We start from the raw sequence: 22081 nt of genomic DNA on the forward strand, positions 1-22081 counted from the left end.
AATGACACAGCTTCGCTCTGTCTTGCATTCTCCGAAGTAAAAAACGCCTGAGCTAGACAGGCTAACTCAGGCGTTTTGATCTCCCACCGTGCTTACTTGCGCAGGCCCAGCTTGGCGATCAGTGCGGTGTAGCGATCAGCGTCCTTGGACTTGAGGTAGTCCAGCAGCTTGCGACGACGGCTCACCATGCGCAGCAGGCCGCGACGACCGTGGTGGTCCTTGGCGTGTTGCTTGAAGTGAGGGGTCAGCTCGTTGATGCGTGCGGTCAGCAGGGCCACTTGCACTTCTGGGCTGCCAGTATCGTTGGCAGAGCGTGCGTTGGACTTGACGACTTCAGCCTTCACGGAAGATGCGATCATTTTTTTTCCTTTGAAATTGGCCCCTCACAGACAAAAGCAGGGAGGCAGCCTTGGTTACTTGCGCCGGGACTGGAAAGGCCCCGACGTGCGTCTTGCACCATGCAAAACCCTGGGATTATAACAAGCGCGCCCTGTCCAGCATCCACACATGCTTTGTGGCCCCACACCGTGCCGGCCGACAGCCCGCCCAGAATGCCGCGAAGCCTGCAGACATTCATAGATCACGGGAGGGCAACACCATGGCAACGCGTTTTTCATTCACGACTGCAACCTGGCGCGCACATCGGCAGCAATGCGCCCTGCTGAGCCTGGTCGCGGCCCTATGCCTGGCCCTGCCGGCCCAGGCGAGCCCTCACCGCTCCGACACATCGGCCGCGCAAGGCGCCAAGCTCAAAAAAGGCGGACAGCGGGTCCGTGTTCCAACCCACCGCAGCAGCTCCGAGGAATCGCCCGAACAACGCGACAGGCGGCTGTACCGCGAATGCCAGGGCCGGCACAACGCCGGGGCATGCGCCGGATATACCCGGCCGCCACCCGGCAGACAGCAGCGCTGAGGGTTCTCCAAACAAAAACAGTCCTACCCCGGAGTCCGATAGCGGCAAAGCCGGCAACACCTTTTCACCATTGGATTTTTTTACGCATCGTCATGCCGAATGACCCTGCACCAACGGTACGACTCCTAATTGTTGAGGTCAGAAACAGATTTGTCTGAAAGACATGTACGAAGAACCCCAATAGATTGAGCGGCGCGCAAAGACAACCAGCGCTTCGCAAGCAGATCGACGGGGAGGGATTCAAGACATGTCATCGACCTGGCCTCAGGCCCACCCGGGCACACAAGGCTTCACGGCCATCGAGATGATGGTGGTCGTCGCCATCCTCGCCGTGCTCACCACGCTGGCAGCACCCAGCTTCCACCTCATCATCGAGCGATGGCGCGTTCGCCAGACCGTCGAGGGCCTGCAGTCGACGCTGCAATACGCGCGCTCCGAAGGCGTGCGGCGCGGGGGCGGCGTCTTCATCCAGAAACTACCCCAAGGCACCAACGGCTGCACTCTGGCTGCACGTCACGCGGACTGGGGCTGTGGCTGGGTAGTGTTCGTTGACCGCAATGGCAACAAGCGCTGGGATCCCCGGGAAGAACTACAGCGCTTCGACACTCCCGCACGCACCCTTGTCATCCGCTCCAGATCCGCCGCCATCATCAGTGTGGACCGATGGGGACAAATGGGTGGATTCACGGCCATGGGCTTCGCCGTCGCCCCGTCTTCCGCCGGCCTCGTCTCCGCTGCAGCGAAAGGCATCTGCGTTTCGTCCGGCGGACGTATCCGTGTGGTCGGCCGGGAAGGCATTCCATGCGCCTGACAAGTACCCGCGCCCGGCACGCCAAAGGCTTCACCCTGATCGAAACCCTGGTTGCCACCGTCGTCACGGCCCTGGGTGTTCTGGGAATCCTGAGCCTGCAGATGCGCACCCTGGCCGACACCCAAAGCGGCGTGCGCCGCGCTCAGGCCATCCGGCTGATAGAAGACTTCAGCGAGCGCACCCACGCCAATCCCAACTCCCTCGGGCAGATGGGCAACTACGAATCCGATTGGGATCACACCCCTGAATCCACCGCCGACTGCAGCGCCACACCATGCGACCCGGAAACGCTGGCCAGCTACAACCTCGCGCTGTGGAAGGCTTCCGTGCACCAACTGCTGCCAGGCGGAGCCGCCAAGGTCTTCCCTGCAGCAGACGACATCAGCAACGGACGCCACCTGGGCATCGTGATCAGCTGGCGTGAAAACGAGAAATCCAGCAAAGCCGGCTACAAAAAACCCATCGGACTCCATAGCGATGGCACACACGGCGACGAAGCCATGGCCTGCCCCACCGGCAGAACCTGCCACCTGCAATACATAGCGCTCAGCGCTCGTTGCGCGCCATATCTTGCCAACAACGCAGTCCAGTTCTTCTGCGCAAGCCCATGAAGCACACCCGCATCGCCGCCGCAACGCTTATGCAGCCTGATCAACGCGGCCTGAGCCTGGTCGAACTGCTGGTGGGCCTTCTCCTGGGACTGTTGATCATCGGCGTGGCCCTGGGCGCACTCATGGCATCACGCGCCGTCTCCGGCACCGTCAGCGATGCCAGCCAGCTGCAGCAGCAGGCATCCCACATCTTCCGCGTCATGGGCCGGCAGATCCGGCAGGCGGGGTCTCTTCGGCTGCTTCTCTCGTCTGCAAAAAAGGGAACAGACACCGTTGACGTGGCGGACCCCGTTGCATTCGAGGCGAGCGCACAAGATTTCGACCCTGCGCACGACACCATCCTGGGCCTTGATGCGCCAGGCCGCGCTCAATACAAGCTCACCGTGGGCTACAGCAACTACACGCAACCGCTGCACGGCTCGGCCATCGAAACTTCACTGCAGCGCAATTGCCTGGGCCAGGCCAACAGCCACAACCTGATCCTGAGCCGCTTTGCGCTGGACACCCGCAAAAACACCCTGCGCTGCACCGGAGCACCCTCTGCGGGAGCCCAGCCACTGGCCCAGAACGTCGCCAACTTCCAGGTGCGCTATCTGATCCAGTCGCCGAAAGGTGATGCACGCCTGCAGTACGTCAACGCAGCCGCCGTGGGCCAGGACTGGTCACGCGTCGTTGCCGCCGAGGTCTGTCTGGTGCTTTTCGGAACCGAAGTCATCAACATGCCCGCCGACAGCCGCTACACCGATTGCGCAAGCAGTGACGGCACAGCCGAATCCATCGACATGACCACGCTGCCGGCGCCCAGGACCCGGCGCCTGCACATGGTCTTTCGCAGCGTGTATCAGTTGCGCAGCCAGGGGATGGCTGGATGACCGCCAAAGCAGCAGGCATGCGGCATGCCCACACCTGTGCCGCGCAGCGTCAGAAAGGCGTCGCACTGTTCATCGTGATCACCCTGGTCATGCTTTCCATGCTGCTGGCACTTTGGGCATCGCGCAGCGCCCTGTTCAACGAAATGTTCGTGGGCAACGATGCCGACTACCAACGCGCCCTCGAAGCTGCTCAGGCATTGCTGCAGGATGCCGAACTGGACATTCGAGGCGAACAGGCCAACGGCACCGCCTGCATCGCCAACAGCAGCCAGCCATCCGTCTGCCGCAACGCTGCAACCATCACCCAGTTTCCCCAGGAAACCCAGCAGGTAGGTCTGCTGCTGGCCAACCTGAACCGAGCCACCCCCACAAGCTGCCGAGACGCCCTGTGCACCAAGCGCACAGGGCCTCAGGACTTCTGGAACAACGTGGACGAGACCAAAGGGATCACGCTGAGCCAGATGACCGCCACCGATGTAGCCGCGCGCTACGGCCAGTTCACGGGCGCCATTTCTGGAGGCAAGAGCAATCCCATCCTGGCAAGCCGTGAGACAGGAAAGGGGGGTTGGTACTGGATAGAGATCCTGCCCTATGACGCCAACGCAGGGAACTCAGGCCTCATCGCCAATGACTCACCCCGTCTGGCCCTCTACATGCAGCCCCAGGTGATCTATCGCATCACAGCCATCGCTCACGGCCGCAAGAGCGGCACCCAGGTGGTGCTGCAACAGACCTATGTCCGCCAGAAGCGCCGCGACTGATTCAGAACGTCTGACATGCCTTATCTCTTCCACCCTGGGTTCCGCCCCCTCCTGCTGCCAGCCGTGATCGCCGCAGTCCTGGCCGCGCAAAACAGCCAGGCCCAAAGTTTCTCTGAGGCAGGCACGCCAGTTTCCCTGGCGCAGAAAGAAGACAAAGAATTTGCCACGCCCATTGAAGACTGCCTGACAGGCCAGCCAGCCAATGCCAAGGGCCGCAGCAGCTCCGCCACCTCCAACGGCAGCGTGATTGCACAGGCAGGCGTGGACATATTCACGGCCCGCTACAGTGCCAAAGCTGCCTGGAGCGGCTGGATCAACGCAGAAACGGTCCAAGCCGACGGGAGCATCACCGCAGCAGCCGGCTGGCAAGGCAAAAGCACGGCTGACCACCTGGATGCACTCAGTGATCAACAGGTACTCAATGAACGCCTGATCCTGACCTGGAGTGACAGACTGCAAAGGGGCGTGTCTTTCAAATGGCATGAGCTGGACCGCCCCCAGAAGGCGTCTTTCAGCGTCGATGCCGAAGGCAGGGCCGACAAACTGGGCAAGCACAGGCTCAACTTCATACGTGGCGACCGCCGCATGGAAGCTGCGGGACAACCGCCGCGCCCTGACCCAGCCCACCCTTTTCGCCAACGCGGCTCGCGCCAGGGCGATATCGTCAACTCCCAGATCTGGCACACCGGCCACCCCGTGGACAACTCGCCTTTGCCGGGCTATGCGGCCTATGCGCTCGCCCAGCAGAAGCGCCAGCCCATGATTTACGCGGGCGGCAACGACGGCATGCTGCACGGCTTTTCTGCCACTGACGGCAGCGAGAAGATCGCCTACATCCCCCGTGGCGTGATTTCGGGGCTAGCACACCTTTCCGACCTCGAATACGACACCCGGCATCGCTACTTCGTGGATGGCTCTGCCATGAGCGGCGACATCAACTCGGGAAGCCATGCATCCCCGCAGTGGCGCACCGTGCTGGCAGGCATGCCGGGCGCCGGTGCCAAAGGCTACTTTGTGCTGGACATCACGCACCCAGAGGCTTTCAACGAACACGGCGCCGGCACGCTGGTCCTGCTGGACCGCACCCAGACCCGCAACAGCGATCCCGGTGACTGCGCCATCTCCGCCGACCTCTGGCAGCGCACCACTTGCCAGGAAGACAGGGACCTGGGCCATATCCTTGCAGCGCCCGTACGGGACGATGCCAACCCGCAACGCAGCACCCAGATCACGCAGTTGAACAACAACCGCTGGGCTCTGGTGACAGGCAACGGCTACCACAGCATCAACCAGCGACCCGTGCTGCTGATCCAGTACCTCGATGGCAACCAGGAGCTGCTGCGCATCGTGGCCACAGGCGACATCCCCACCGGCACCACACCGGATACCACCAACAATGGGCTCTCTGCCCCACGCCTCGTGGACATCAATGGGGATGGCCGGCCCGATGTGGTCTATGCGGGCGACCTCCAGGGCAATCTGTGGAAATTCATCATCGCCAGCGATGCCTCTTCCGCTTGGGGCATGGCCTTCAACGGCCGGCCGCTGTACACCGCCATGGGTGGCAGTTCGCCAACGGCCTCTCGCGCACTGCGCCAGCCCATTACCGCCCCTGCGTCCGTACGCGCCAATGACCGGTACAGCGTCACCACAGAACCTAAAGGAAGCGATGAACGCGTGACTGTGGGCGGCATGCTGGTGGCATTCGGCACAGGACGCAACATCACCCGGCAGGACACTGGCAGCACGGCGGTGCAGAGCATCTATTCCATCCTCGACAACACCCGCTACAAGCTGCTCGCGGACGGCCGGGTACAGCCTTGCACGGGTGACTCGGACTCTGAGTGCAAGCTGCCTGCAGGGGAGCGTCCAGCCCCTGTATCCGGCATCGGTGAGCTGGCCAAACGCTCGGTGAACCAACAGACGCAAGGGATCGTAGGCCGTGGCACCTGGCGAGTGGACTCCACCACCGATCTCGACTGGACGCGGCACAAAGGCTGGTACATAGACCTTCCCCTGTCAGGCGAGCGCCTGCTCAAGCCGATGAGCTTCTACGACGGCAGCAACCTCCTCGCGATCTACAGCCAGATACCCGCCAGATCCTCCAAGCGTCCTGGTGAAGCAATGAGCCGCCCCGCTGATGCCTGCAATGTGAGCGAGGAAAGCCAATTTCTGACGCTCATGAACATCATGGATGGCAAGCGGCCCAGTGTTCCATTGATGGACAGCAACGGCGACGGCGTCTACGACATGGCGGATCAGGAAGCCTCGCGCGCAACCGTCTCCGGGGGATCCCAGACATTGCTCAAAAAAGGCCATCACGCCATTGGCTACGACACCGATGGCCGCCGGAACGTCCTCGCCCGCATGCCCGAGCAATCCCTGCGCCCCAGCTGGCGCCAAATGAAATGAGCCGCACGATGCGCCGCCCTCCATCCCCGGGCTTCACACTCATAGAACTCATGGTCGTCGTAGCCGTCATAGTCATCCTCGGCACCGTCGCCGTGCCCAGCTACAACGAATACATCCGCGGAGTCCACCGTGCCGATGCCCGCGCCGGCCTGCTGCAGGCCCAGCAATGGCTGGAGCGCGCAGCAACGGCCAACGGGGTCTACCCCACCAAGCTCCCCGTCGATCTGACCTGGGCCCGCGACTCCAGCAAGCGCTACACCATCGACTTTTTGGCAACCAGCGGCCACGACGACGACACTTACACCCTGATCGCCACGCGCCGTGGCTCCCAGCTCAATGACCGATGCGGCGATTTCACACTGACCCATACGGGCGAGCGCGATGCACGGAACCTGGGCGCGAATACCAAAGCGATAGAGTGCTGGGGACGGTAGCTGCGACCGCGTGAGATGCCTCAGGTGGAGCCGTCCACACCAAGCCGATCCGCTCCTACCTTCCGAAGAATCACCCGCAAGTCGTCGCCCACGCTTGCGACCGACTGGAATGACATGGCCTGCGCATCGGCGAGCCTGCTCAAAGAGGGCGTATCGGCCCAACCAGCCCCGCCCCACAGAAGCTTGGGGGCCAGATAGGCCAACCACTCATCCACCAGCCCTGCCTCGACAAGCGCTGCGTTGAGTCGATGACCCGCCTCGACGTGCAGTTCATTCACTTCCAGCCTCGCCAGATCGTGGATCATGGCCCGAACATCCACACGCCCCTGCCCATCAGGCATACACAGCAACTGCGCTCCACGCTCCGCCAGCGCAAGCGCACGGCTTGACGCCAGATCACTGACTGCTGTGTAGATGACCACCTTGCGTTGCGCCGCAAACAAGACTGCATCCGGAGGTGTCTGAAGCTGGCTATCCGCCACGATGAGGGTAGGCTGCCGAAACGTTTCGACCTCCCTGACATCCAGGCGAGGATTATCGGCAAGCACCGTGCCTATGCCCGTGAGAATCGCACAGGAGCGAGCGCGCCAGGCATGGCCATCATGTCGGGCTTCGGCAGAGGTGATCCACTGACTCTGCCCATTGCTCAATGCAGTGATGCCATCCAGAGAAGCTGCCACTTTGGCGCGCACCCAAGGCCTACCCCGAAGCATGCGGCTGAAAAATCCCAGATTCAGTTCCCACGCCTGATCTGCGCCATCACCAATCTCAACCTCGACACCTGCGGCGCGCAGCCTCTCAAAGCCCTGTCCGCCCACGCGGGGATTGGGATCCGCCAGCGATGCCACCACCTTGCCGATGCCCGCCTCGACCAGTGCATCGCAGCAAGGCCCCGTGCGGCCATGGTGGGCGCAGGGCTCCAGGGTCACATAGGCAGTGGCGCCTCGCACGGAGTGCCCCCGAGACTGGGCATCACGCAAGGCCATGATTTCGGCATGCGGACCTCCCGCGCGCTGAGTGGAGCCTTGACCCAGCAGCTGCCCCTGGGAGTCGACGATGACGCAGCCTACCCGGGGATTGGGTGAGGTTATGAACAGGGCTTGCGTGGCAAGCCCGATGGCTTGTGCCATCCATTGCGAGGACAATTTGGAGACCATTTCAGGTAGTCAGCGGCAGCCCCCGCCCATCCGCCGACTATCGCCAGCAGTAATCCATGGCCGCCTGCTTGTTGGCGAAATACTTGTCACTGTACTCCTTCAAATCCTTGCGGCCATATTGGTCCAGGTAGTAATCGCCGCAGCGATCCGAGGCCATGCCGGCAGATGCCTTTCGCACGGCCTTGATGGAGTAGGCATCCCGCACATCCTCAGTCACTACAACCGAAATATCATAGACCGCTGTGCCCTGCCCCTTGGGGGGAGATACCGAGAAATATGCAGGGAACAGCGCAGAATTGGTCACTGCGGTTCCAGCGCTGTTCTTGTCATACCGGAAATTCTCCGAATAGAACCGCTCCATCCATTGCTGAGCAGACGAGAGAACGGTTCTGGCCTCGGACCTGCGGCTCTTGGCCACATATTCCTTGTAGGAGGGGTAGGCCACCGAGGCCAAGATGGCGACGATGGCCACGGTAATCATCAGTTCGATCAGCGTGAAACCCGCCATCAATCGAGAAGTTCTTTTCATTGATTGGTCCTCAGGCCGGGGACATCACGCCACTGCATGCGGGGAGAAGAACTGAAGCACATGATGGCGTCCGCATTGCGGCCCACCACACGCTTGGCCCCCATGCCCGGGCCACAGGTCGGTGAGGCCTTCTCGCAGGTACTGCCCGTGCAAGTACATCCAGGCTCGCCCGCCTTGCAGTTTTTGGTGAAGGGCTTCTTGGAGCGGTCATTCACCACGCGCACGCGCTGGTCACCGCCAATGTCCTTGCCGGCGATGATGACTGTCTTGGAGTTCACCACCATCGTGCCTTGCACATTGCGCTCGGCACGTCCGGAAATAGGATCGATAGTGTAAAGGGTCGTGTTGGGCGTATCCGAGCACTGGTTGGAATCCGATTTAGGCCGGATCCCCACCAGAGAAAGCACGCCCGCATCCAGCGACGGATCGGCGAGCACGGCCTCGGCCGAGCCAGGCAGGGCGATGTACCAGCCATCGTGCTGTGACCAGTCCAGAGCTGTTCCATCGGAAGACACGTAGACATTGCCCGCACTATCGCGCGTATAGGCACGGGACACCAGCGTGCTGCCCGACCAGGCCGGCAACGCCCTTGTCGTGGGCATACCAGGGCGATCCCAGATGCCATAGACGCGTTGCGTGGTGCCAGTCGCGGGAAAGTCCCCGGTTTCAAATGCATTGCCAGTACCGAAGGTGACCAGCATGCCGCCACGCCCCATGAACAAGGTCTGCGGCGCCGTTGTGATGGGCAGTTGCGTCGTGACAGCCGAGGGCCCGGTACCCGTGGTGTACTGGGCTCGGAACAAGGGAAGATTGGCGGATGACGTGGATTTGTAGGCTACACCCCAGTTGTCTGCCGTCGTGCTGGACACATCGAACTTCCACAGATTGCCCTTGAGATCCCCTGCGTAGATCACATCGGCCGTACCGTCGCCGTTGTAGTCCTCCCAGCGTGGCATGGCCATGCCATTGCCGGTGCCGGCATCGGCGACGATCTTGGTATAGCGCCCGCTCCAACTGCCGCTCGAAGGGCCATCCATGTAGAGGATATAGAGCACCGCCTTGCCACCGGGAGACCTGTTGCCATTGCCCAGCAGCAGCGCATACTGGCCGTTGTTCATCTTTGCCACGGGTGTGGCCTGATTGCTGGTGGTATGGATACCCACATCGCCGGTGATATAGCCGAGATCCGCATCATCGTCCGACGTGAATTGCCATTTGAAGATGCTGGATGCATTGGACTCCGAGAAGCTCGAAGGGTCAGTCGCATCGAGAGCAAACACGGCGCGTCCACCGCGACCCAGCGATGCGAAGACATAAGACCGCCACACCGACTTGGAGCCCGATGTCACCAATACGTCAGCCGTAAAAGGATTGCCGTCCACATAGGGCCAGATCGTGCCCTGCGGCAAGGTCTCGGTGGAATCCAGTGTGAAATTGGCGTTGTTGAGCTTGGTGCGACTGGAAGTGTCGCGCTGCAGCGGCAACTCGGGCAGGCGATTGGCCAGCACCCCCGGCACATAGGCCAGCAGCTCATTGCCATTTTCCGCATCGAAGGCGTGCAGCATGCCGTCATTGGCAGCCACCCACAGCAGCTTCTTGCGGCTGCGGTTGTCACCATAGAACTTGGTGTAGTCGGAATTGCCCTGAATCAGCGCCTGGGGGCGATCCTGTATCCAGGGTGTACCGTTCACGATGGAGCCCAACAGACTATTGCCACGCTGGCGCAGAGCGGAGGCGCCCTCCAGAGATTGGTCGCCGCGCACATAGTTCAAGGCCAGCTTGGCGTTGTCCACGCTGAGCTTGTTGGCCGAAGCCGTGGTCATCTGCTCCTTATAGGCGTCGGTCAGGGAGTCCCAGCGCAAGGCGATACCCGCATTGCTGCCATTGCCGCTGTTGGTGATGATGGCGCGTGTGCCACCCGCCGCGGCGGTCTTGAGCAGCAGCCCGGCTTCCCACGAGTAATTGGCCCCGACATTGCCGTCCGCATCGATCTTGTAGGCCTCCAGCGCACCCGAATAGGTCGCATTGTCGAACTTGGCCACGTACTTGTAGCTGCCTGACACGAACTGAGAGGACGAGATGGCGGGAGCCGCATTCGAGTCCTTCGCCACGGCATCCAGCACCCGACGCAACTGGGCCTCGAGAATTTCAGGACGGCGTGCGAGAAAGTAGCCGTCCGGAACACCATCCGAGCCAGAGTTTCCATCGCTGCTCAGGCTGTCCCAGCTGGCCTGGTTGGGCGGCATGGTCAGTGTGCTGTAGGTGCCGTTTGACAGCTTTTCGCTGGAGCGGAAGTAGCCGTATTTCGCTGCGTACCACAGCGGGTCCTTGATCAGTGCATCCGTCTCGCCAACCATGTTGAAGGTCATGGGCACCAGATAGTCCTCGTTCTTGACCGTGCAGTAGGCGGAGAATTTGCTGCTGCTGCCGTCGCTGAACGAGACCGTGCCATTGCCGGTGACATTGCAGACCGTGCCGTCATACGTCTTGGTGCCAATCAGCCGCTTGCGGTAGCTGTCATCACCGCAGAGATACTGGGAGGTATCGGGCATGCCCTTGAGCTTGCCACTGCTGTAGTGCTGGTGGGTCAGGTATCGCCCATTGGCGGATTTGCCGCCCGTTTGCACCCCAATGATACTGAAGCCATGGGTTCCCGGACTGCCCCCGCAGACACCCGGGATGTCGGTGGTGATTTTGATATCCCAGCCAGAAGGCGAGCTGGCATTTGCAATCAAGTCGTAGCGCAGGAAGCCGGTGATATCCATGTCGTAGTCGCCGCCCATCAGAATGTCATTCCAGGTGACGATGAAGGAACCATAGAACTCGCCGGAACTGATGGAGGCAAAGGTCAACGGCGCACTGACATTTCCGCCGTCCTGCACGCTCTCAGGCGTGATATAGACATATTTCTTGGGATTGCTGCCAGGGATCAGTACGTCGATTCGCGGAGAGCCACCGGTCAGCGAGGCGGCCATGGTCCGGACCTTGAGTGCGTTCTCCACCGTGCCCAGATCCGAGGGCGGATTGGAGATAGTGCGAATCTTGGCGGTGTTGCCATAGAGCGCGGCGCCTGCCACCTGGTAGGTTCCGCCCATAGCGGGCGCTTCGGGACAGATGCCATTGACGTCCGACAGCGTGCCCACGGTCTTGGCTGAGCAGGCATTCTTGTCGTCCGCCGCTGTCAGCCCCTTGCCGCCCACCGAGCCTACGGAGCGCGATGTGCCTGTCAGCCCTTCGGCATCACCGATCTTGTTGACGTAGGAATCCAGATTTCCAGTGGTATTCGACAAGGTGCCAAAGGCCGTTCCTGCCTGGCCGTCAAAACTCAGCGCATTGGACGAGAACGCAAGGATATTGAGGGGCCTGCAGATGGCATTGCCATATTTTGCACGCGCATCCGTCGTGGCCAGTGGGTCGGCCCATGTCGCCACGGGCATGCCCGCCGTCGTGTCGTTGTTGCTGGATGACGGATTGTTGGGCGTAGGACTGCTGCCGTTGTAGGCGTAGTACTGCAGGGCCTGCACCACCATCTCGCCTATGGGGTTGCCCCAGGCCGGCAAATCCCCGTCGGGAGAATTGCTGGGCGTCTTGCCGCTTCCATACGAGGTGCCATTGCGTCCGAACAGGATGATGGAGTCGAAGGTCTTTATGGCACCCTTGCCCGTTTCTCGAAGGTCGTCCAGCTTCTTGGCACATTTCGAGGATTCGCTGTGGCAGAAGACACCGGTGCTGCGGTTGATCTCGTCGTCCAGATCGCGGATGTTCTTGCGCAATGCACCCGCCGTATGGTTGTTGTCGTAGCTGCCCGTGATCAGGCCGAATTCCACGCGCGCCGCAGCGTTGCTGGTGCTCGGATAGCCGAACTCCTGCAACAGGCCATAAGGCTTGTAGTTGGATGTGGAGTCCGCCGGATAGGCCTGGCAACGCTCATCGCCCAGCAGGCTGGGAACACAGGCCTTCACCTTCACCGTCAGGTCAGGGCCTACGCCGGAATAGGTGGCTCCGTCCGCAGTCTTCGAAGGAATCTTCTCTTCATGCTTGACCCCACCGTTGCCCTTGTCTGTATCGGAATAAAAGCGCGCCAGCTTGGGGCCAAAGGTGCCCAGGTTGTAGTTGTCCGTGTCATCTCTCCAGCGGCAGAGCTTGACCTCCACGGTGGACCAGAATCTGACATTGCCCTTGACCAGCCGGATATTGGGTTCCGACAAGGCAGGATTTTCACTGCTGCCCGTGACACACATGCTCAGGCCTGCATAAACATTGGCATTGGCGCCCGTCGTCTTTATCAGATCAGTGGTCGAGAATGGCGTGTAGTCACGGATATCCGCGCCACGGTAGTATTTGACGAAGGAGTGCGCATCCTGCACCAGCCTGGAGCCCATCAGCACCGTGGATTCGTTCTTGTCCTCGCTGCGAAAGCCTCCATAGAGCATCTTGCGCACGGTATCCAGGCGCGTCATCGTTGCCCAGTTGAGGAAATTGCCGCTCCAGTAAGACTGCGTGGCAGGACAGCTGAACTTGTTGGATTTGACGGTCCCGGTGGTGATCTCTGTTTTCGTCGCCAGCACCTTGGGGACGAAGATGCCGCTTTCATAGGCATAGCACTTCGTGGCATCGAAATAGCCGTAGTACTTGAAGTCGGGCTTGAACGTGGTGTCGATCACGCCGTCGCCATCGAGGTCCTCGAAGTCCGTGTAGACCGGCCCGAACAGGGTGTGGTCCTTCGAGGCCGTCAGCATGATCATCGGCTTGTTGGCCGATGTGACGATGTTCGGCGGAACGCCTTGACGTGGCCTGGACACTTCCAGCGGACTCGCGCCAACGGCACTGCAGGCGAACGCAGCCACCAAGCCACCTACAAAGGCCAGCAATGATTTTCTTGTATTCATTTTTCCCTCACCTCAAGGAAAGTAGATGGTCTGGAGCACCACCTGCGTGCGTTGCGAGTAGCCAAAGCCACGGGCTGTAATCCTGTACATATACGACCACTGATTTGCGTTCTCGCCCCGCGATGTGACAAGGGTTTCATCAAGATTCATCCGTACATGCTTTCTGCGGAAAATCTCTATCAGGTACTCGGGCTGCACGGCCACACCCGTAATGGCTGCAATGCCTGTATATGTTCCAAGCGGCACGCCTCCCGTAAAGTTGCAGTTGGTTGCCTTGACCGGTGTTCGACTGGGCTTGGAGTCAAAATCGTCATTCCACAGCCCCCCTTTTCCGGTAGGCCACCAGGGCTCGGCAACTGTGGCGTTGTCCTTGGCAGCGGCAGCCCAGTCCGTGGTCGTATAGCTGGTATCAGCCATGTAGCAAAGCCCGCCCTTGCAGGTGGAAGAAAAGTCGTTGGGATTGAGTTCCTGAACTCCACGAGAGCAGGAGGCATTGGTGCGCAACGCGGTCTCGACATTCAGGATGTCCCGCTCCGCATCCCTCAGTGCCGATTCGGCCGCTTGGCGCGCCGCCTCCTGATCCTGTTGATTGCGTGCCAACCCCTCGGACAGGGTGGATTGCTTGACCATCCACAGCGTGATACCCGTGATGGCAACCAACAGCAGCATCACGACAACCAGCGCCACGCCACGTTGATGATTGATTTTTTGTTGCGACGACATGATCACGCGATCTAGTAACTTTGCTTCAGGCCATTGCGAGCGCCGAAAACCTGGACAAGCCGGGTATAGGTCTCTCCTGTCGGCTGGCTCTTTTCCACTTCCTGGCAATCCACATACTTCCGCTCACTGCCGGATTTGTCGGCGATACGGGTTCTGCCATTGAGGGTCTTGGTCAGAATGCAGACCCGAATGGAGACAACGCGCTGCCAGCCAGTCATGGTGACACCGTCGATGACGGTACTTGACAGTCCATTGACCTCCTTGGCCGTATAGAAGCGATCCGGGGAAAGCGTCTGATTCGTCGAATAGATGCCATAGGTGAATTGCATGTCCTCGATGCCCGCCAGCAGTGGCTGGTAGGCCGTGCTGTCCGCCGTGCCATGCGGGCTTTTGCCATTGCCGCTGCAAACCAGGCTCTTGGTGCTCACCTCACTTCGCCCCACATACACCGTGCCTGCACTGAGTGCATAGCGGTTGGAGCCGAACAGCGGCAGGCGGGGTGGCTTGCCATCTGCGATGGTCACACCCTTGGCATCCTTGTTGCGCTCGCTGTTGCTGGGATCGGAAGCCACGTCCCGCCCCGTGCAGTCGAAACGCGAACCCGTTGCGCCCCCCATCGAATCGCTGGTGAAGTAATTGATCACCAGGGTGTCGGGGTCATTGGCGGTCTCCGTCCCGCAGAGGCTGGTGGCAACGTCAAGCTTTGCACCATCGCAGCCATAGATCCCGGTCTGAAAGGCCGTGGGAGGCCAGCCGCTGGCGGGATCCGCCCAATCGGTAGACACCCGCGAAGTAGCAGGGATGGGCGGATAGGTGTCATACATACCAGTCTGGCTTACATCCACCGGGATGGGCAACGCTGGCGCCGGATAGAAGCCGGCATTCATGATGGCGCGCCCCATCATCTGCATGGCAAATGCCCCCGTCTCGCTGCTGACAGTACTGCGGTCCTGGGCGCGCTGGGAATCCACTGATGCCGTGTACACAAAAACGGCGGCAAGTATGATGACCATGCTGATGGCCAGTGCCACCATCAGCTCCACAAGAGTCATGCCACGCTGTGGCTGGATGTGCGTTTTCATAGCTCAGGGCACGAAAGAAAAACGGGAGCAGCGCACCCCTTCGACCGCCTTGGCTTCTGCCGGACAACAGGTCTGCCGAGCCATGCCGCTCTGGTCAGCATTGCAGGTGGGTGCCTTCTGCAACGTGGCATCCGAGCTGCCGTCGGTGAACTCCTTGTCGAACCACATGAGGGTCACGGTAATTCCATCGCGCTTGTTGCCTGAAAGCATGGCACCGCCCTGCGGCATGCTGTCGCGGACCTTCTGGCGCCAGGTCAGCAGATCGAAAGTGGCCCGCTCGCTGGAAGTGCAGGCCGCCGTGTTGCAGTTCTTGCTCACGGAGAAACTGTCCTTTTGCTGCGCGGTCCAGTCAGAGGCGATCGTATACAGAGAGGCAACTTCGCTGCCGCTCTGCATGAAGCTCGGGCCCGCAGCATCGGCGTTGATGCGAATGCGTTCCGACAGGTCGAATACAAGGCCGGTCCCTGCGGCGCGCGACATGGTGGTGATCCGGTATTTCGTCGTGGCCGCCTGCAGCCCAGCCAGGCCCAGCAGGCCGATGGACATAATGATCAGCGCGACCATCATCTCAATCAGCGTTACGCCTTCATGAGTGCGGCGTGTCATGGCATGAGCGAATTTCATTCTTGGCCCTCAGCAGGACTTGTCGCCTGGGATGCTCCTGGAACGTCCCTGGGCATCAATGCAGATATTGGAGCCATACCTCTGGGTGTAAGAGCTGTCCTTGTCCTTGTAGAAAAGGCCAAACTGGGAAGAGCTGGGCAAGGACGGCGAACCGGAGGAATTGAACATGATGGACCTGACCGGAGTGGTGCCCGCAGCAGACAGGAGCACGTCGCTGCCGTTAGCCACCCGGGCGAAGATCAGATCGCCATCCACCGCAGGCTTGGTGGCGGTGGCATCGCAACTGGTGTTCAAAAAGGCAATCCAGCCGACCTGCCAGTCACTGCCCGTCGTCGTACATACAGGTGCCGCATCAGCCGCCTTGCTGCTCATGCACATGGTGACGCAGGTATTGCGGCTTACGGATTCACTCCTGGCACGCAGGATTGAGCCCGAGAACTCGCCGCCCACGCCGTTCATCTTGCTTTTGACGATGTAGTCGCCAATCGAAGGCGCAGCCAGCATCGCCAGCACTACGGCAATGGCCAGCGTCACCATGAGTTCAATCAAGGTGAAGCCTCGGACCCGCGTTGCGCGCGGAAACAGAAACTTGCAAAAGGACATATTTGATTATTGCTTTGTGATCGCGCAAGGATGGAACCGTTCGGCGGTCACACGACGCCGCCTGTCATTGCGCCAGACTGGTCCGGCAGGCACGCCGCGTTTTCGGCCACATCCGCTGCAGATGTGTCATGCAAGAATTCACCAGTTCCGCATTCGCACAGATCAGCCCACCTACCAGTTTCAATCACCATGAGCGACTTGCCCTTACCCCTGAACCGGTTGCGTCAGTCGCTGATGGGCATGGTCTTGCTGGCGCTTCTTGCGTCTACCGGCTGCGCGGGCTTGCCCAGTCAGGTGGAAAGACCCGTGACCCGGGCACTGACCAATTCCTCTGTCACCCCCCTGGGCCAGTTGATCCAACAGCAGCGCTCCGAGGCGGGAAGCAAGCAGACCTCCGCCTTCACCCTCCTGTCCGGCGCCCAGGCCGCCTATGGCGCCCGGCTGGCACTGGTCGAGGGAGCGCAGCAGACGCTGGACCTGCAGTACTACGCCATCCATGCTGACGAGAGCACGCAGCGCCTGCTGCGCGGCGTGGTCGAGGCAGCACGGCGTGGCGTGCGCGTGCGCGTGCTGCTGGACGATTTCCACAGCACGGGCGCGAATGCGCAGGTCATGCGCCTGGCCTTTGTGCCGGGTATCGAGATGCGCATGTTCAATCCTCTGGCGGGCGCGCGCAGCTCGGCGCTGGGCCGGGCCTATACGCTGCTGACGGATTTCCAGCGGGCCCAGCAGCGCATGCACAACAAGCTGTTCATCGCCGACAACGCCATGGGCGTGATTGGGGGACGCAATCTGGGCGATGCGTATTTCGATGCGGACAGCGCCAGCAATTTCGTGGACCTCGACGTGCTGGCGGCAGGGCCGGTGGTCGGGGACCTGTCACGCAGCTTTGACAGCTATTGGAACAACCAGCGCGCCTATCCCGTCCAGTCGCTGATCAGCCTCAAGGAGCTCAAGCAGTTGCGCGAGCGCTTTGCGGGAGATGATGACCAGGCGCAGGAGGAGGACCCCACGCCTGCCGTTCCCCCAAAGGAGGCAAAGGCAGATGACCAGACGGCTGAACAGCGCCGGATCATCTGGGACCAGCAGCCCATGGATTTGCGAAAGGCTCGCTGGACCTGGGCATCGGCCGCCGTGCTGGTAGATGAGCCCGCCAAAATTCCGTTGGACAGGGATGACGGCCCAGGCTCCATCACAAGCGCTGGCACGGATGCGTCCGCACAGGCCAGCCCCGCGCCGAACGGCCCGCAGGCCAGGCCTGCCGGCACGCTGTCCATGGGCCAGCCGGCTGGCGCCCTGCGCCAGGCGGCGCGTCCGGTGCTGGAGGCCGATTCGGTGGTCGATGGCCTGCTGGCCCTGGTGCGCAAGACCCGGCGCGATCTGCTGGTGGTCTCGCCCTATTTCGTGCCGGGCCCGGACATGATGGAGGCGTTTCGTGGCGCACGGCAACGCGGAGTGCGCGTGCGCATCCTGACCAATTCGCTGGCTTCCAACGATGCACCTTTGGCCCATGCCGGCTATGCGCGCCACCGCAAGGCGCTGCTGGAGATGGGCGTTGAACTCTACGAGATGCGCAGCACGGCGGCCAGCGTCCGCTCTGCATTCGGCTCGGGCAGCACGGGTGGCGGCGGTCCTTCGGGTTCCACAGGCGCCTCGCGTGCAATGCTGCACTCCAAGCTGCTGGTGGTGGACGGGCATCTGGTGGCAGTCGGCTCGATGAACCTGGATCTGCGCTCCCAGTTGCAGAACACCGAGATTGCCCTGCTCATCGCCAGCCGCGAGTTCGGCCGCCTGGCCACGCAAAGCATTGACGAGGGCCTGCAGGATGGCAGCTGGCGCGTCGAGCTCGACAAGGATGGCGAGCTGGTGTGGCGGGCTTCGGAAGACAGTGAGCGCGGTGACGAGCACAGCGAGCCCGATGCCAGCTGGGGCCTGCGCCTGATGCTCAAGCTCATTGGCCCGCTGGCGCCCGACCATCTGCTGTGACCGGCCGATCGCGCTAAAGCCCGGCCCACTCCTGGCGCCGCGCCAGCGCTTGTACCCACAGCGTGATCTCGCGCTGGTCAGTCTGCGTGCGCACTTCCTGATAGGCCTGCTCGGCTTCGGGAAAGCGGCGGCGCAGCAGGTTCAGCCATTGCTTGAGGCGGCCTGCGCGCTGGCGCGGCTCCAGATCCTCGCAGACCATGTCCCAGAAACGCTGGACCTGCGGCACCAGGTCGCTCCAGAACACCTGTGCTGCAAGCTGTTCCGCCGGTGCCTGCCCGCCTTCCACGGCAGCGCGAATGGCCAGCGCCAGGCCTGGGTCGGCAACGATTCCCCGGCCCAGCATCAGATCGCCGCAGCCCGATTGCTCACGGCAGCGCAGCGCATCCTCCACCGTCCAGATCTCGCCATTGGCCACCACGGGCACGGTCACGGACTCGCGGATGCGCGGGATCATGTCCCAGTAGGCAGGCGGACGGTAGCCGTCGAGCTTGGTGCGGGCGTGGACGACGATTTCGCAGGCGCCACCGGCCTGCATGGCCTGGGCGCATTCGGTCATCAGGGTCGTGTCGTTGAAACCCAGGCGCATCTTGGCCGACACAGGCATGGCCGCCGGCACGGCTGCACGCACGGCACCCACCACGCGCGCGATCTGCTCCGGGTCCTGCAGCAGCGCAGCACCGCCGCCATGGCGGTTGACCACCTTGGCGGGGCAGCCGAAGTTCAGGTCGATGCCTTCCGGACCCAGGCGCGCCAGATTGGCCGCATTGGCCGCCATGCTGTCCGGGTCCGAGCCCAGCAGCTGTGCACGCACAGGGACACCTGCCAGCGTCCGGCTGCCATTGTTGAGCTCCGGCATGGTGCGCAGGAACACCTTGTCGGGCAGCACGGTCCCCGTGACGCGGATGAACTCCGAGACACAGCGGTCTGCGCCGCCCACGCGCGTGAGCACATCGCGCAGCACGAAATCAAGCAAGCCCTCCATGGGCGCCAGCAACAGTCTCATCACCTATGTCGCGAGGCCTGCGCCCCGTCTTCCTGTTACAGATCAAACAATATTTCTGCGACCGGCATCGGCCGCCAGCCTCTGGAAATCAGCGCCCGCCCATGCGATGGCAAGCGATTGTGCGCTTGCCGCAGAACACCGGGTGGACCAGTTGTCATGGCTTCTTCACGCCACGGTCATTCATGTAACGTGCAATCGGGGCTTGTCGGACTCCCTGCCCCCACCATGCTGCTGCAAAAAACCGCCAAGGCCCTTGAAGAGCTGCAGCCCGGCCGCCGCAGCCTGCCGCTGCGCGAGCGCTCGGTGCTGCTGATGGCCGATGGCCGCACCGAGGAGCAGTTGCAGCAGGTGCTGGGCGCACAGGCCGGCGAACTGATCGAACAACTGATCGCCAGCGGCCACCTGCAGCGCCTGGCTGGCCAAGCCGCCGAATCATCCCCCCCGGCTCATGCTCAGGCCCCCTTCATGGCACCGGCCGCTGCGAAGGAATCCAGCCCGCCCGGCCCCGCCACCACGCTGAATCTTGCCGGCACACGCATGTACCTGTTCGATATGTGCGAGCGCATGTTCGCCAACCGCCATGAGGACAAGGCCCAGGTGCTGCGCCATCTGCTGCGCGAGGCGCGCGATCTTCAGGCACTGCAGGCCGCCGCCCTGCAGTTGCTGCAGACCGTGCAGGAACATGCGGGCGACGAGCGCGCCGATGCCCTGCGCGAGCGCCTGCGGCATCTGCTGCCCCAGGAGGCAGCGACGGCACAGGGCGTCTAGACGAAACGAAGGGTGGACGCGCGCGCGATCAGCGCGGCGCCAGGCGCCACAGCGAGGTGAGCTCGGCGGCGCGTGCCGCGTGCAGCGGATCGGTGGAGTCCGCAGCCTTTCCATGGCGCGGGCGGATGTCCTCGCGGCCCAGGACCTGCAGGCCTGCGGCATCGATCCAGCCCAGCAGTTCCTCGCGCGAGCGCAACTGCAGGTGCTCGGCCAGATCCGACAGGATCAGCCAGCCTTCGCCGCCCGGCAGCAGATGTGCAGCAAGGCCCTCGACAAAACCGCGCAGCATGCGGCTGCCTTCGTCATAGACGGCCTGCTCCAGCAAGGAGCTGGCCTTGCCCGGCAGCCACGGCGGATTGCAGACTACCAAGGCGGCCCGGCCTTCAGGGAACAGGTCCGCCTTGCGCAGGCTCACGCGCTGCGCCAGACCCAGCCGCTGCAGGTTGGCCTGCGCGCAGGCCAGTGCCCGGTCGCTCAGGTCAGTGGCCACCACCTGCCGCACGCCACGGTGCAGCAAGAGAGCGGAAAGCACACCCGTGCCCGTGCCGATATCCCAGACGGCGGCATCAGCCTGCTGGGCTGCGGCCGGCAGGGGCGCCTGCGCCACCAGATCCAGGTACTCGCCGCGCACCGGGGAGAACACGCCGTAGTGCGGGTGAATGCTGAACTCCGGCATGCCCGGCACGGCCAGGGCCACGCCCTTCTTGCGCCACTCATGTGCGCCCAGGGCACCCAGCAGTTCACGCAGGGGAACGATCACACTGTGCGCACCCTGGTCGGCGGGAATCTCGCCCCAGGCTTCGCGACAGGCTTCGCTCCAGTCCGGCGCGCGGCGCAGGGCACAGTGCCAGCGGGTATCGAGCTCGATCATCACGCTGGACAGGATGCGCGCACGCTGCGCCAGTGCCTGGCGGTGCAGGTGGAAGGCGTGGGGAAAGACCGGCTTGGCGTCTTCCTTGCCGGCGCGGCGCTGGCGCGCCTTGGCGGAAGTCTCACGTGCGGGCTTGTCGAGGCGGCGGCCCAGGGCCGACAGCAACTGCCGGGCATTCTGGAAATCGCCGCGCCACAGCATGGCCTGGCCTTCGCAGGCCAGGCGGTAGGCGCTGTCGGCGGCCAGGCTGTCGTCAGCGATGACGATGCGGCGCGGTGCGGTCATGGTGCTGTCCGCGCGCCACAGGGCAACCTGGGTGGCCTCGTGCTCCTGCCACTGCAGCAGGGACCAGTTCTGGGAAGAGGACAAGGCCTGCTGCTCCGTGAGTGATGGGTGGATGGTTTGGCGAATCGATCAGTTCAGTGCGCGCTTGAGCCGCACTTCCTCGATCTTGAGAGCGCCAACCTGGGCCGTCTTGGCGGTGGACATTTCGCGCTTGAAGCCGGCGAGCTCATGGAAGCGCAGCGCGCGTTCATTGCGCAGCGGCACCCACGAGGTGACATTGGTGCAGCCTTCTTCGAGCAGGCCGTCGCGTGCGGCGTCCCACAGGGCCACGCCCACACCCTGATTCCAGTGCGTGGGAGAGGCATAGATGGCCCAAATTTCACCGGTGGTCTGGCGCGACTTCTCATCGCGCGAGCGGTCGAAACCGACGAAGCCGACGATCTTGTCGCCGTCGATGGCGACCTGAACCTGGGGTTCGCAAAATTCGATGGCTTCGCGCCAATAGGCCTGGCGTTTTTCTACCGACGACATGCTCTTGAGCTGGTCATCGGGAACCAGACCGCGATAAGCCTCCATGGCGGAAGCAGTATGGATCTGGGCAATCGCTTTTGCATCGCGGAGAGTGGCTGGACGAACCTGGATACTAGACATGGAAAAACCGAAACGAAAACAGGTGAAAATAGAAGGGCGTGATTTTCACAGGAATCGCGCTTTTTGCGTGCGTTGCGGCTCTTAGCCATGCACGCA

At 62.2% G+C, this 22081-nt stretch carries 20 protein-coding genes; 9 read left to right on the forward strand and 11 right to left on the reverse strand.

Annotated elements, in window-relative coordinates; all coding sequences use genetic code 11:
- Positions 1-92: 92 nt before the first annotated feature.
- Positions 93-359, reverse strand: coding sequence for a 30S ribosomal protein S15 (rpsO, locus tag BW39_RS01545; RefSeq protein WP_012206984.1), 267 nt, complete (start codon positions 357-359; stop codon positions 93-95).
- A 239-nt stretch (positions 360-598) separates the two neighbouring features.
- Here rpsO and BW39_RS32205 point away from each other — a divergent pair, with 239 nt between their 5' ends.
- From BW39_RS32205 to BW39_RS01575, 7 genes are all read left to right on the forward strand, one after another.
- A complete protein-coding gene (locus BW39_RS32205; RefSeq protein WP_081816104.1) occupies positions 599-913 on the forward strand; it encodes a hypothetical protein in 315 nt (104 codons plus the stop codon).
- Positions 914-1160: 247 nt separating this feature from the next.
- The gene (locus BW39_RS01550) at positions 1161-1724 is read left to right on the forward strand and encodes a GspH/FimT family pseudopilin (RefSeq protein WP_081816105.1); all 564 of its coding nucleotides are present in this window, start codon (positions 1161-1163) and stop codon (positions 1722-1724) included.
- Positions 1715-2335: a type IV pilus modification protein PilV gene (pilV, locus tag BW39_RS01555; RefSeq protein ID WP_043819234.1), complete on the forward strand. Its 621-nt coding sequence runs from the start codon at positions 1715-1717 to the stop codon at positions 2333-2335. The genes BW39_RS01550 and pilV (BW39_RS01555) overlap by 10 nt, the downstream gene beginning before the upstream one ends.
- Positions 2332-3207 carry a PilW family protein gene (locus tag BW39_RS01560; protein ID WP_043819235.1) on the forward strand — a complete coding sequence of 292 codons (876 nt, stop codon included), beginning with the start codon at positions 2332-2334 and terminating at the stop codon, positions 3205-3207. The genes pilV (BW39_RS01555) and BW39_RS01560 overlap by 4 nt, the downstream gene beginning before the upstream one ends.
- Positions 3204-3968 carry a pilus assembly PilX family protein gene (locus BW39_RS01565; protein WP_043819237.1) on the forward strand — a complete coding sequence of 255 codons (765 nt, stop codon included), beginning with the start codon at positions 3204-3206 and terminating at the stop codon, positions 3966-3968. Before BW39_RS01560 ends, BW39_RS01565 begins: the two co-directional genes overlap by 4 nt.
- Before the next feature lie 15 nt (positions 3969-3983).
- A complete protein-coding gene (locus tag BW39_RS01570) occupies positions 3984-6380 on the forward strand; it encodes a pilus assembly protein (RefSeq protein ID WP_043819239.1) in 2397 nt (798 codons plus the stop codon).
- 8 nt (positions 6381-6388) lie between these two features.
- Complete coding sequence (locus BW39_RS01575) at positions 6389-6814, forward strand: type IV pilin protein (protein ID WP_043819303.1); 426 nt, start codon at positions 6389-6391, stop codon at positions 6812-6814.
- 20 nt (positions 6815-6834) lie between these two features.
- Here BW39_RS01575 and ribD read toward each other — a convergent pair whose 3' ends face one another.
- The 7 genes from ribD to BW39_RS01610 all read right to left on the reverse strand — a co-directional run bounded on the left by ribD (position 6835) and on the right by BW39_RS01610 (position 16421).
- Positions 6835-7944, reverse strand: a complete 1110-nt coding sequence (ribD, locus tag BW39_RS01580) for a bifunctional diaminohydroxyphosphoribosylaminopyrimidine deaminase/5-amino-6-(5-phosphoribosylamino)uracil reductase RibD (protein WP_235264134.1) — start codon at positions 7942-7944, stop codon at positions 6835-6837.
- Positions 7945-8008: 64 nt separating this feature from the next.
- Positions 8009-8500, reverse strand: a complete 492-nt coding sequence (locus tag BW39_RS01585; RefSeq protein ID WP_043819242.1) for a type IV pilin protein — start codon at positions 8498-8500, stop codon at positions 8009-8011.
- On the reverse strand, positions 8497-13389 hold the full coding sequence (locus tag BW39_RS01590; protein WP_052155254.1) for a pilus assembly protein: 4893 nt from the start codon (positions 13387-13389) through the stop codon (positions 8497-8499). The genes BW39_RS01585 and BW39_RS01590 overlap by 4 nt, the downstream gene beginning before the upstream one ends.
- A gap of 12 nt (positions 13390-13401) precedes the next feature.
- Complete coding sequence (locus tag BW39_RS01595; protein ID WP_081816106.1) at positions 13402-14112, reverse strand: pilus assembly PilX family protein; 711 nt, start codon at positions 14110-14112, stop codon at positions 13402-13404.
- An 11-nt stretch (positions 14113-14123) separates the two neighbouring features.
- Complete coding sequence (locus BW39_RS01600) at positions 14124-15194, reverse strand: PilW family protein (protein ID WP_043819245.1); 1071 nt, start codon at positions 15192-15194, stop codon at positions 14124-14126.
- A 3-nt stretch (positions 15195-15197) separates the two neighbouring features.
- A complete protein-coding gene (pilV, locus tag BW39_RS01605) occupies positions 15198-15818 on the reverse strand; it encodes a type IV pilus modification protein PilV (RefSeq protein WP_043819247.1) in 621 nt (206 codons plus the stop codon).
- A 9-nt stretch (positions 15819-15827) separates the two neighbouring features.
- A complete protein-coding gene (locus BW39_RS01610) occupies positions 15828-16421 on the reverse strand; it encodes a GspH/FimT family pseudopilin (RefSeq protein ID WP_052155255.1) in 594 nt (197 codons plus the stop codon).
- A 189-nt stretch (positions 16422-16610) separates the two neighbouring features.
- On the opposite strand from BW39_RS01610, the gene BW39_RS01615 reads away from it, so the two are divergent.
- Complete coding sequence (locus BW39_RS01615) at positions 16611-18407, forward strand: phospholipase D family protein (RefSeq protein WP_043819250.1); 1797 nt, start codon at positions 16611-16613, stop codon at positions 18405-18407.
- A gap of 13 nt (positions 18408-18420) precedes the next feature.
- Here BW39_RS01615 and BW39_RS01620 read toward each other — a convergent pair whose 3' ends face one another.
- Positions 18421-19410: a tRNA dihydrouridine synthase gene (locus BW39_RS01620; protein ID WP_043819253.1), complete on the reverse strand. Its 990-nt coding sequence runs from the start codon at positions 19408-19410 to the stop codon at positions 18421-18423.
- Between the two features lie 225 nt (positions 19411-19635).
- Between BW39_RS01620 and BW39_RS01625 the strand changes: the two genes are divergently transcribed.
- Entirely contained in the window at positions 19636-20178 is a 543-nt protein-coding gene (locus tag BW39_RS01625) for a hypothetical protein (protein WP_043819255.1), read from the forward strand.
- Positions 20179-20206: 28 nt separating this feature from the next.
- Here BW39_RS01625 and BW39_RS01630 read toward each other — a convergent pair whose 3' ends face one another.
- Complete coding sequence (locus tag BW39_RS01630) at positions 20207-21418, reverse strand: N5-glutamine methyltransferase family protein (RefSeq protein ID WP_043819257.1); 1212 nt, start codon at positions 21416-21418, stop codon at positions 20207-20209.
- A 45-nt stretch (positions 21419-21463) separates the two neighbouring features.
- Positions 21464-21985: a GNAT family N-acetyltransferase gene (locus BW39_RS01635; RefSeq protein ID WP_013801040.1), complete on the reverse strand. Its 522-nt coding sequence runs from the start codon at positions 21983-21985 to the stop codon at positions 21464-21466.
- Between the last annotated feature and the right edge of the window lie 96 nt (positions 21986-22081).

This window comes from Delftia sp. RIT313 (assembly GCF_000632165.1).
GTDB classification, from domain to species: domain Bacteria; phylum Pseudomonadota; class Gammaproteobacteria; order Burkholderiales; family Burkholderiaceae_C; genus Comamonas; species Comamonas acidovorans.

What these genes read in the sequence shown, in the direction of transcription:
- BW39_RS01585 (WP_043819242.1), bottom strand. Translation starts at nt 8,500, where the DNA reads ATGAAAAGAACTTCTCGATTGATGGCGGGTTTCACGCTGATCGAACTG.
- pilV (WP_043819234.1), top strand. Translation starts at nt 1,715, where the DNA reads ATGCGCCTGACAAGTACCCGCGCCCGGCACGCCAAAGGCTTCACCCTG.
- pilV (WP_043819247.1), bottom strand. Translation starts at nt 15,818, where the DNA reads ATGAAATTCGCTCATGCCATGACACGCCGCACTCATGAAGGCGTAACG.
- BW39_RS01625 (WP_043819255.1), top strand. Translation starts at nt 19,636, where the DNA reads ATGCTGCTGCAAAAAACCGCCAAGGCCCTTGAAGAGCTGCAGCCCGGC.
- BW39_RS01570 (WP_043819239.1), top strand. Translation starts at nt 3,984, where the DNA reads ATGCCTTATCTCTTCCACCCTGGGTTCCGCCCCCTCCTGCTGCCAGCC.
- BW39_RS01635 (WP_013801040.1), bottom strand. Translation starts at nt 21,985, where the DNA reads ATGTCTAGTATCCAGGTTCGTCCAGCCACTCTCCGCGATGCAAAAGCG.
- BW39_RS01595 (WP_081816106.1), bottom strand. Translation starts at nt 14,112, where the DNA reads ATGTCGTCGCAACAAAAAATCAATCATCAACGTGGCGTGGCGCTGGTT.
- rpsO (WP_012206984.1), bottom strand. Translation starts at nt 359, where the DNA reads ATGATCGCATCTTCCGTGAAGGCTGAAGTCGTCAAGTCCAACGCACGC.
- BW39_RS01565 (WP_043819237.1), top strand. Translation starts at nt 3,204, where the DNA reads ATGACCGCCAAAGCAGCAGGCATGCGGCATGCCCACACCTGTGCCGCG.
- ribD (WP_235264134.1), bottom strand. Translation starts at nt 7,944, where the DNA reads ATGGCACAAGCCATCGGGCTTGCCACGCAAGCCCTGTTCATAACCTCA.
- BW39_RS01615 (WP_043819250.1), top strand. Translation starts at nt 16,611, where the DNA reads ATGAGCGACTTGCCCTTACCCCTGAACCGGTTGCGTCAGTCGCTGATG.
- BW39_RS32205 (WP_081816104.1), top strand. Translation starts at nt 599, where the DNA reads ATGGCAACGCGTTTTTCATTCACGACTGCAACCTGGCGCGCACATCGG.
- BW39_RS01560 (WP_043819235.1), top strand. Translation starts at nt 2,332, where the DNA reads ATGAAGCACACCCGCATCGCCGCCGCAACGCTTATGCAGCCTGATCAA.
- BW39_RS01600 (WP_043819245.1), bottom strand. Translation starts at nt 15,194, where the DNA reads ATGAAAACGCACATCCAGCCACAGCGTGGCATGACTCTTGTGGAGCTG.
- BW39_RS01620 (WP_043819253.1), bottom strand. Translation starts at nt 19,410, where the DNA reads ATGAGACTGTTGCTGGCGCCCATGGAGGGCTTGCTTGATTTCGTGCTG.
- BW39_RS01590 (WP_052155254.1), bottom strand. Translation starts at nt 13,389, where the DNA reads ATGAATACAAGAAAATCATTGCTGGCCTTTGTAGGTGGCTTGGTGGCT.
- BW39_RS01550 (WP_081816105.1), top strand. Translation starts at nt 1,161, where the DNA reads ATGTCATCGACCTGGCCTCAGGCCCACCCGGGCACACAAGGCTTCACG.
- BW39_RS01575 (WP_043819303.1), top strand. Translation starts at nt 6,389, where the DNA reads ATGCGCCGCCCTCCATCCCCGGGCTTCACACTCATAGAACTCATGGTC.
- BW39_RS01610 (WP_052155255.1), bottom strand. Translation starts at nt 16,421, where the DNA reads ATGTCCTTTTGCAAGTTTCTGTTTCCGCGCGCAACGCGGGTCCGAGGC.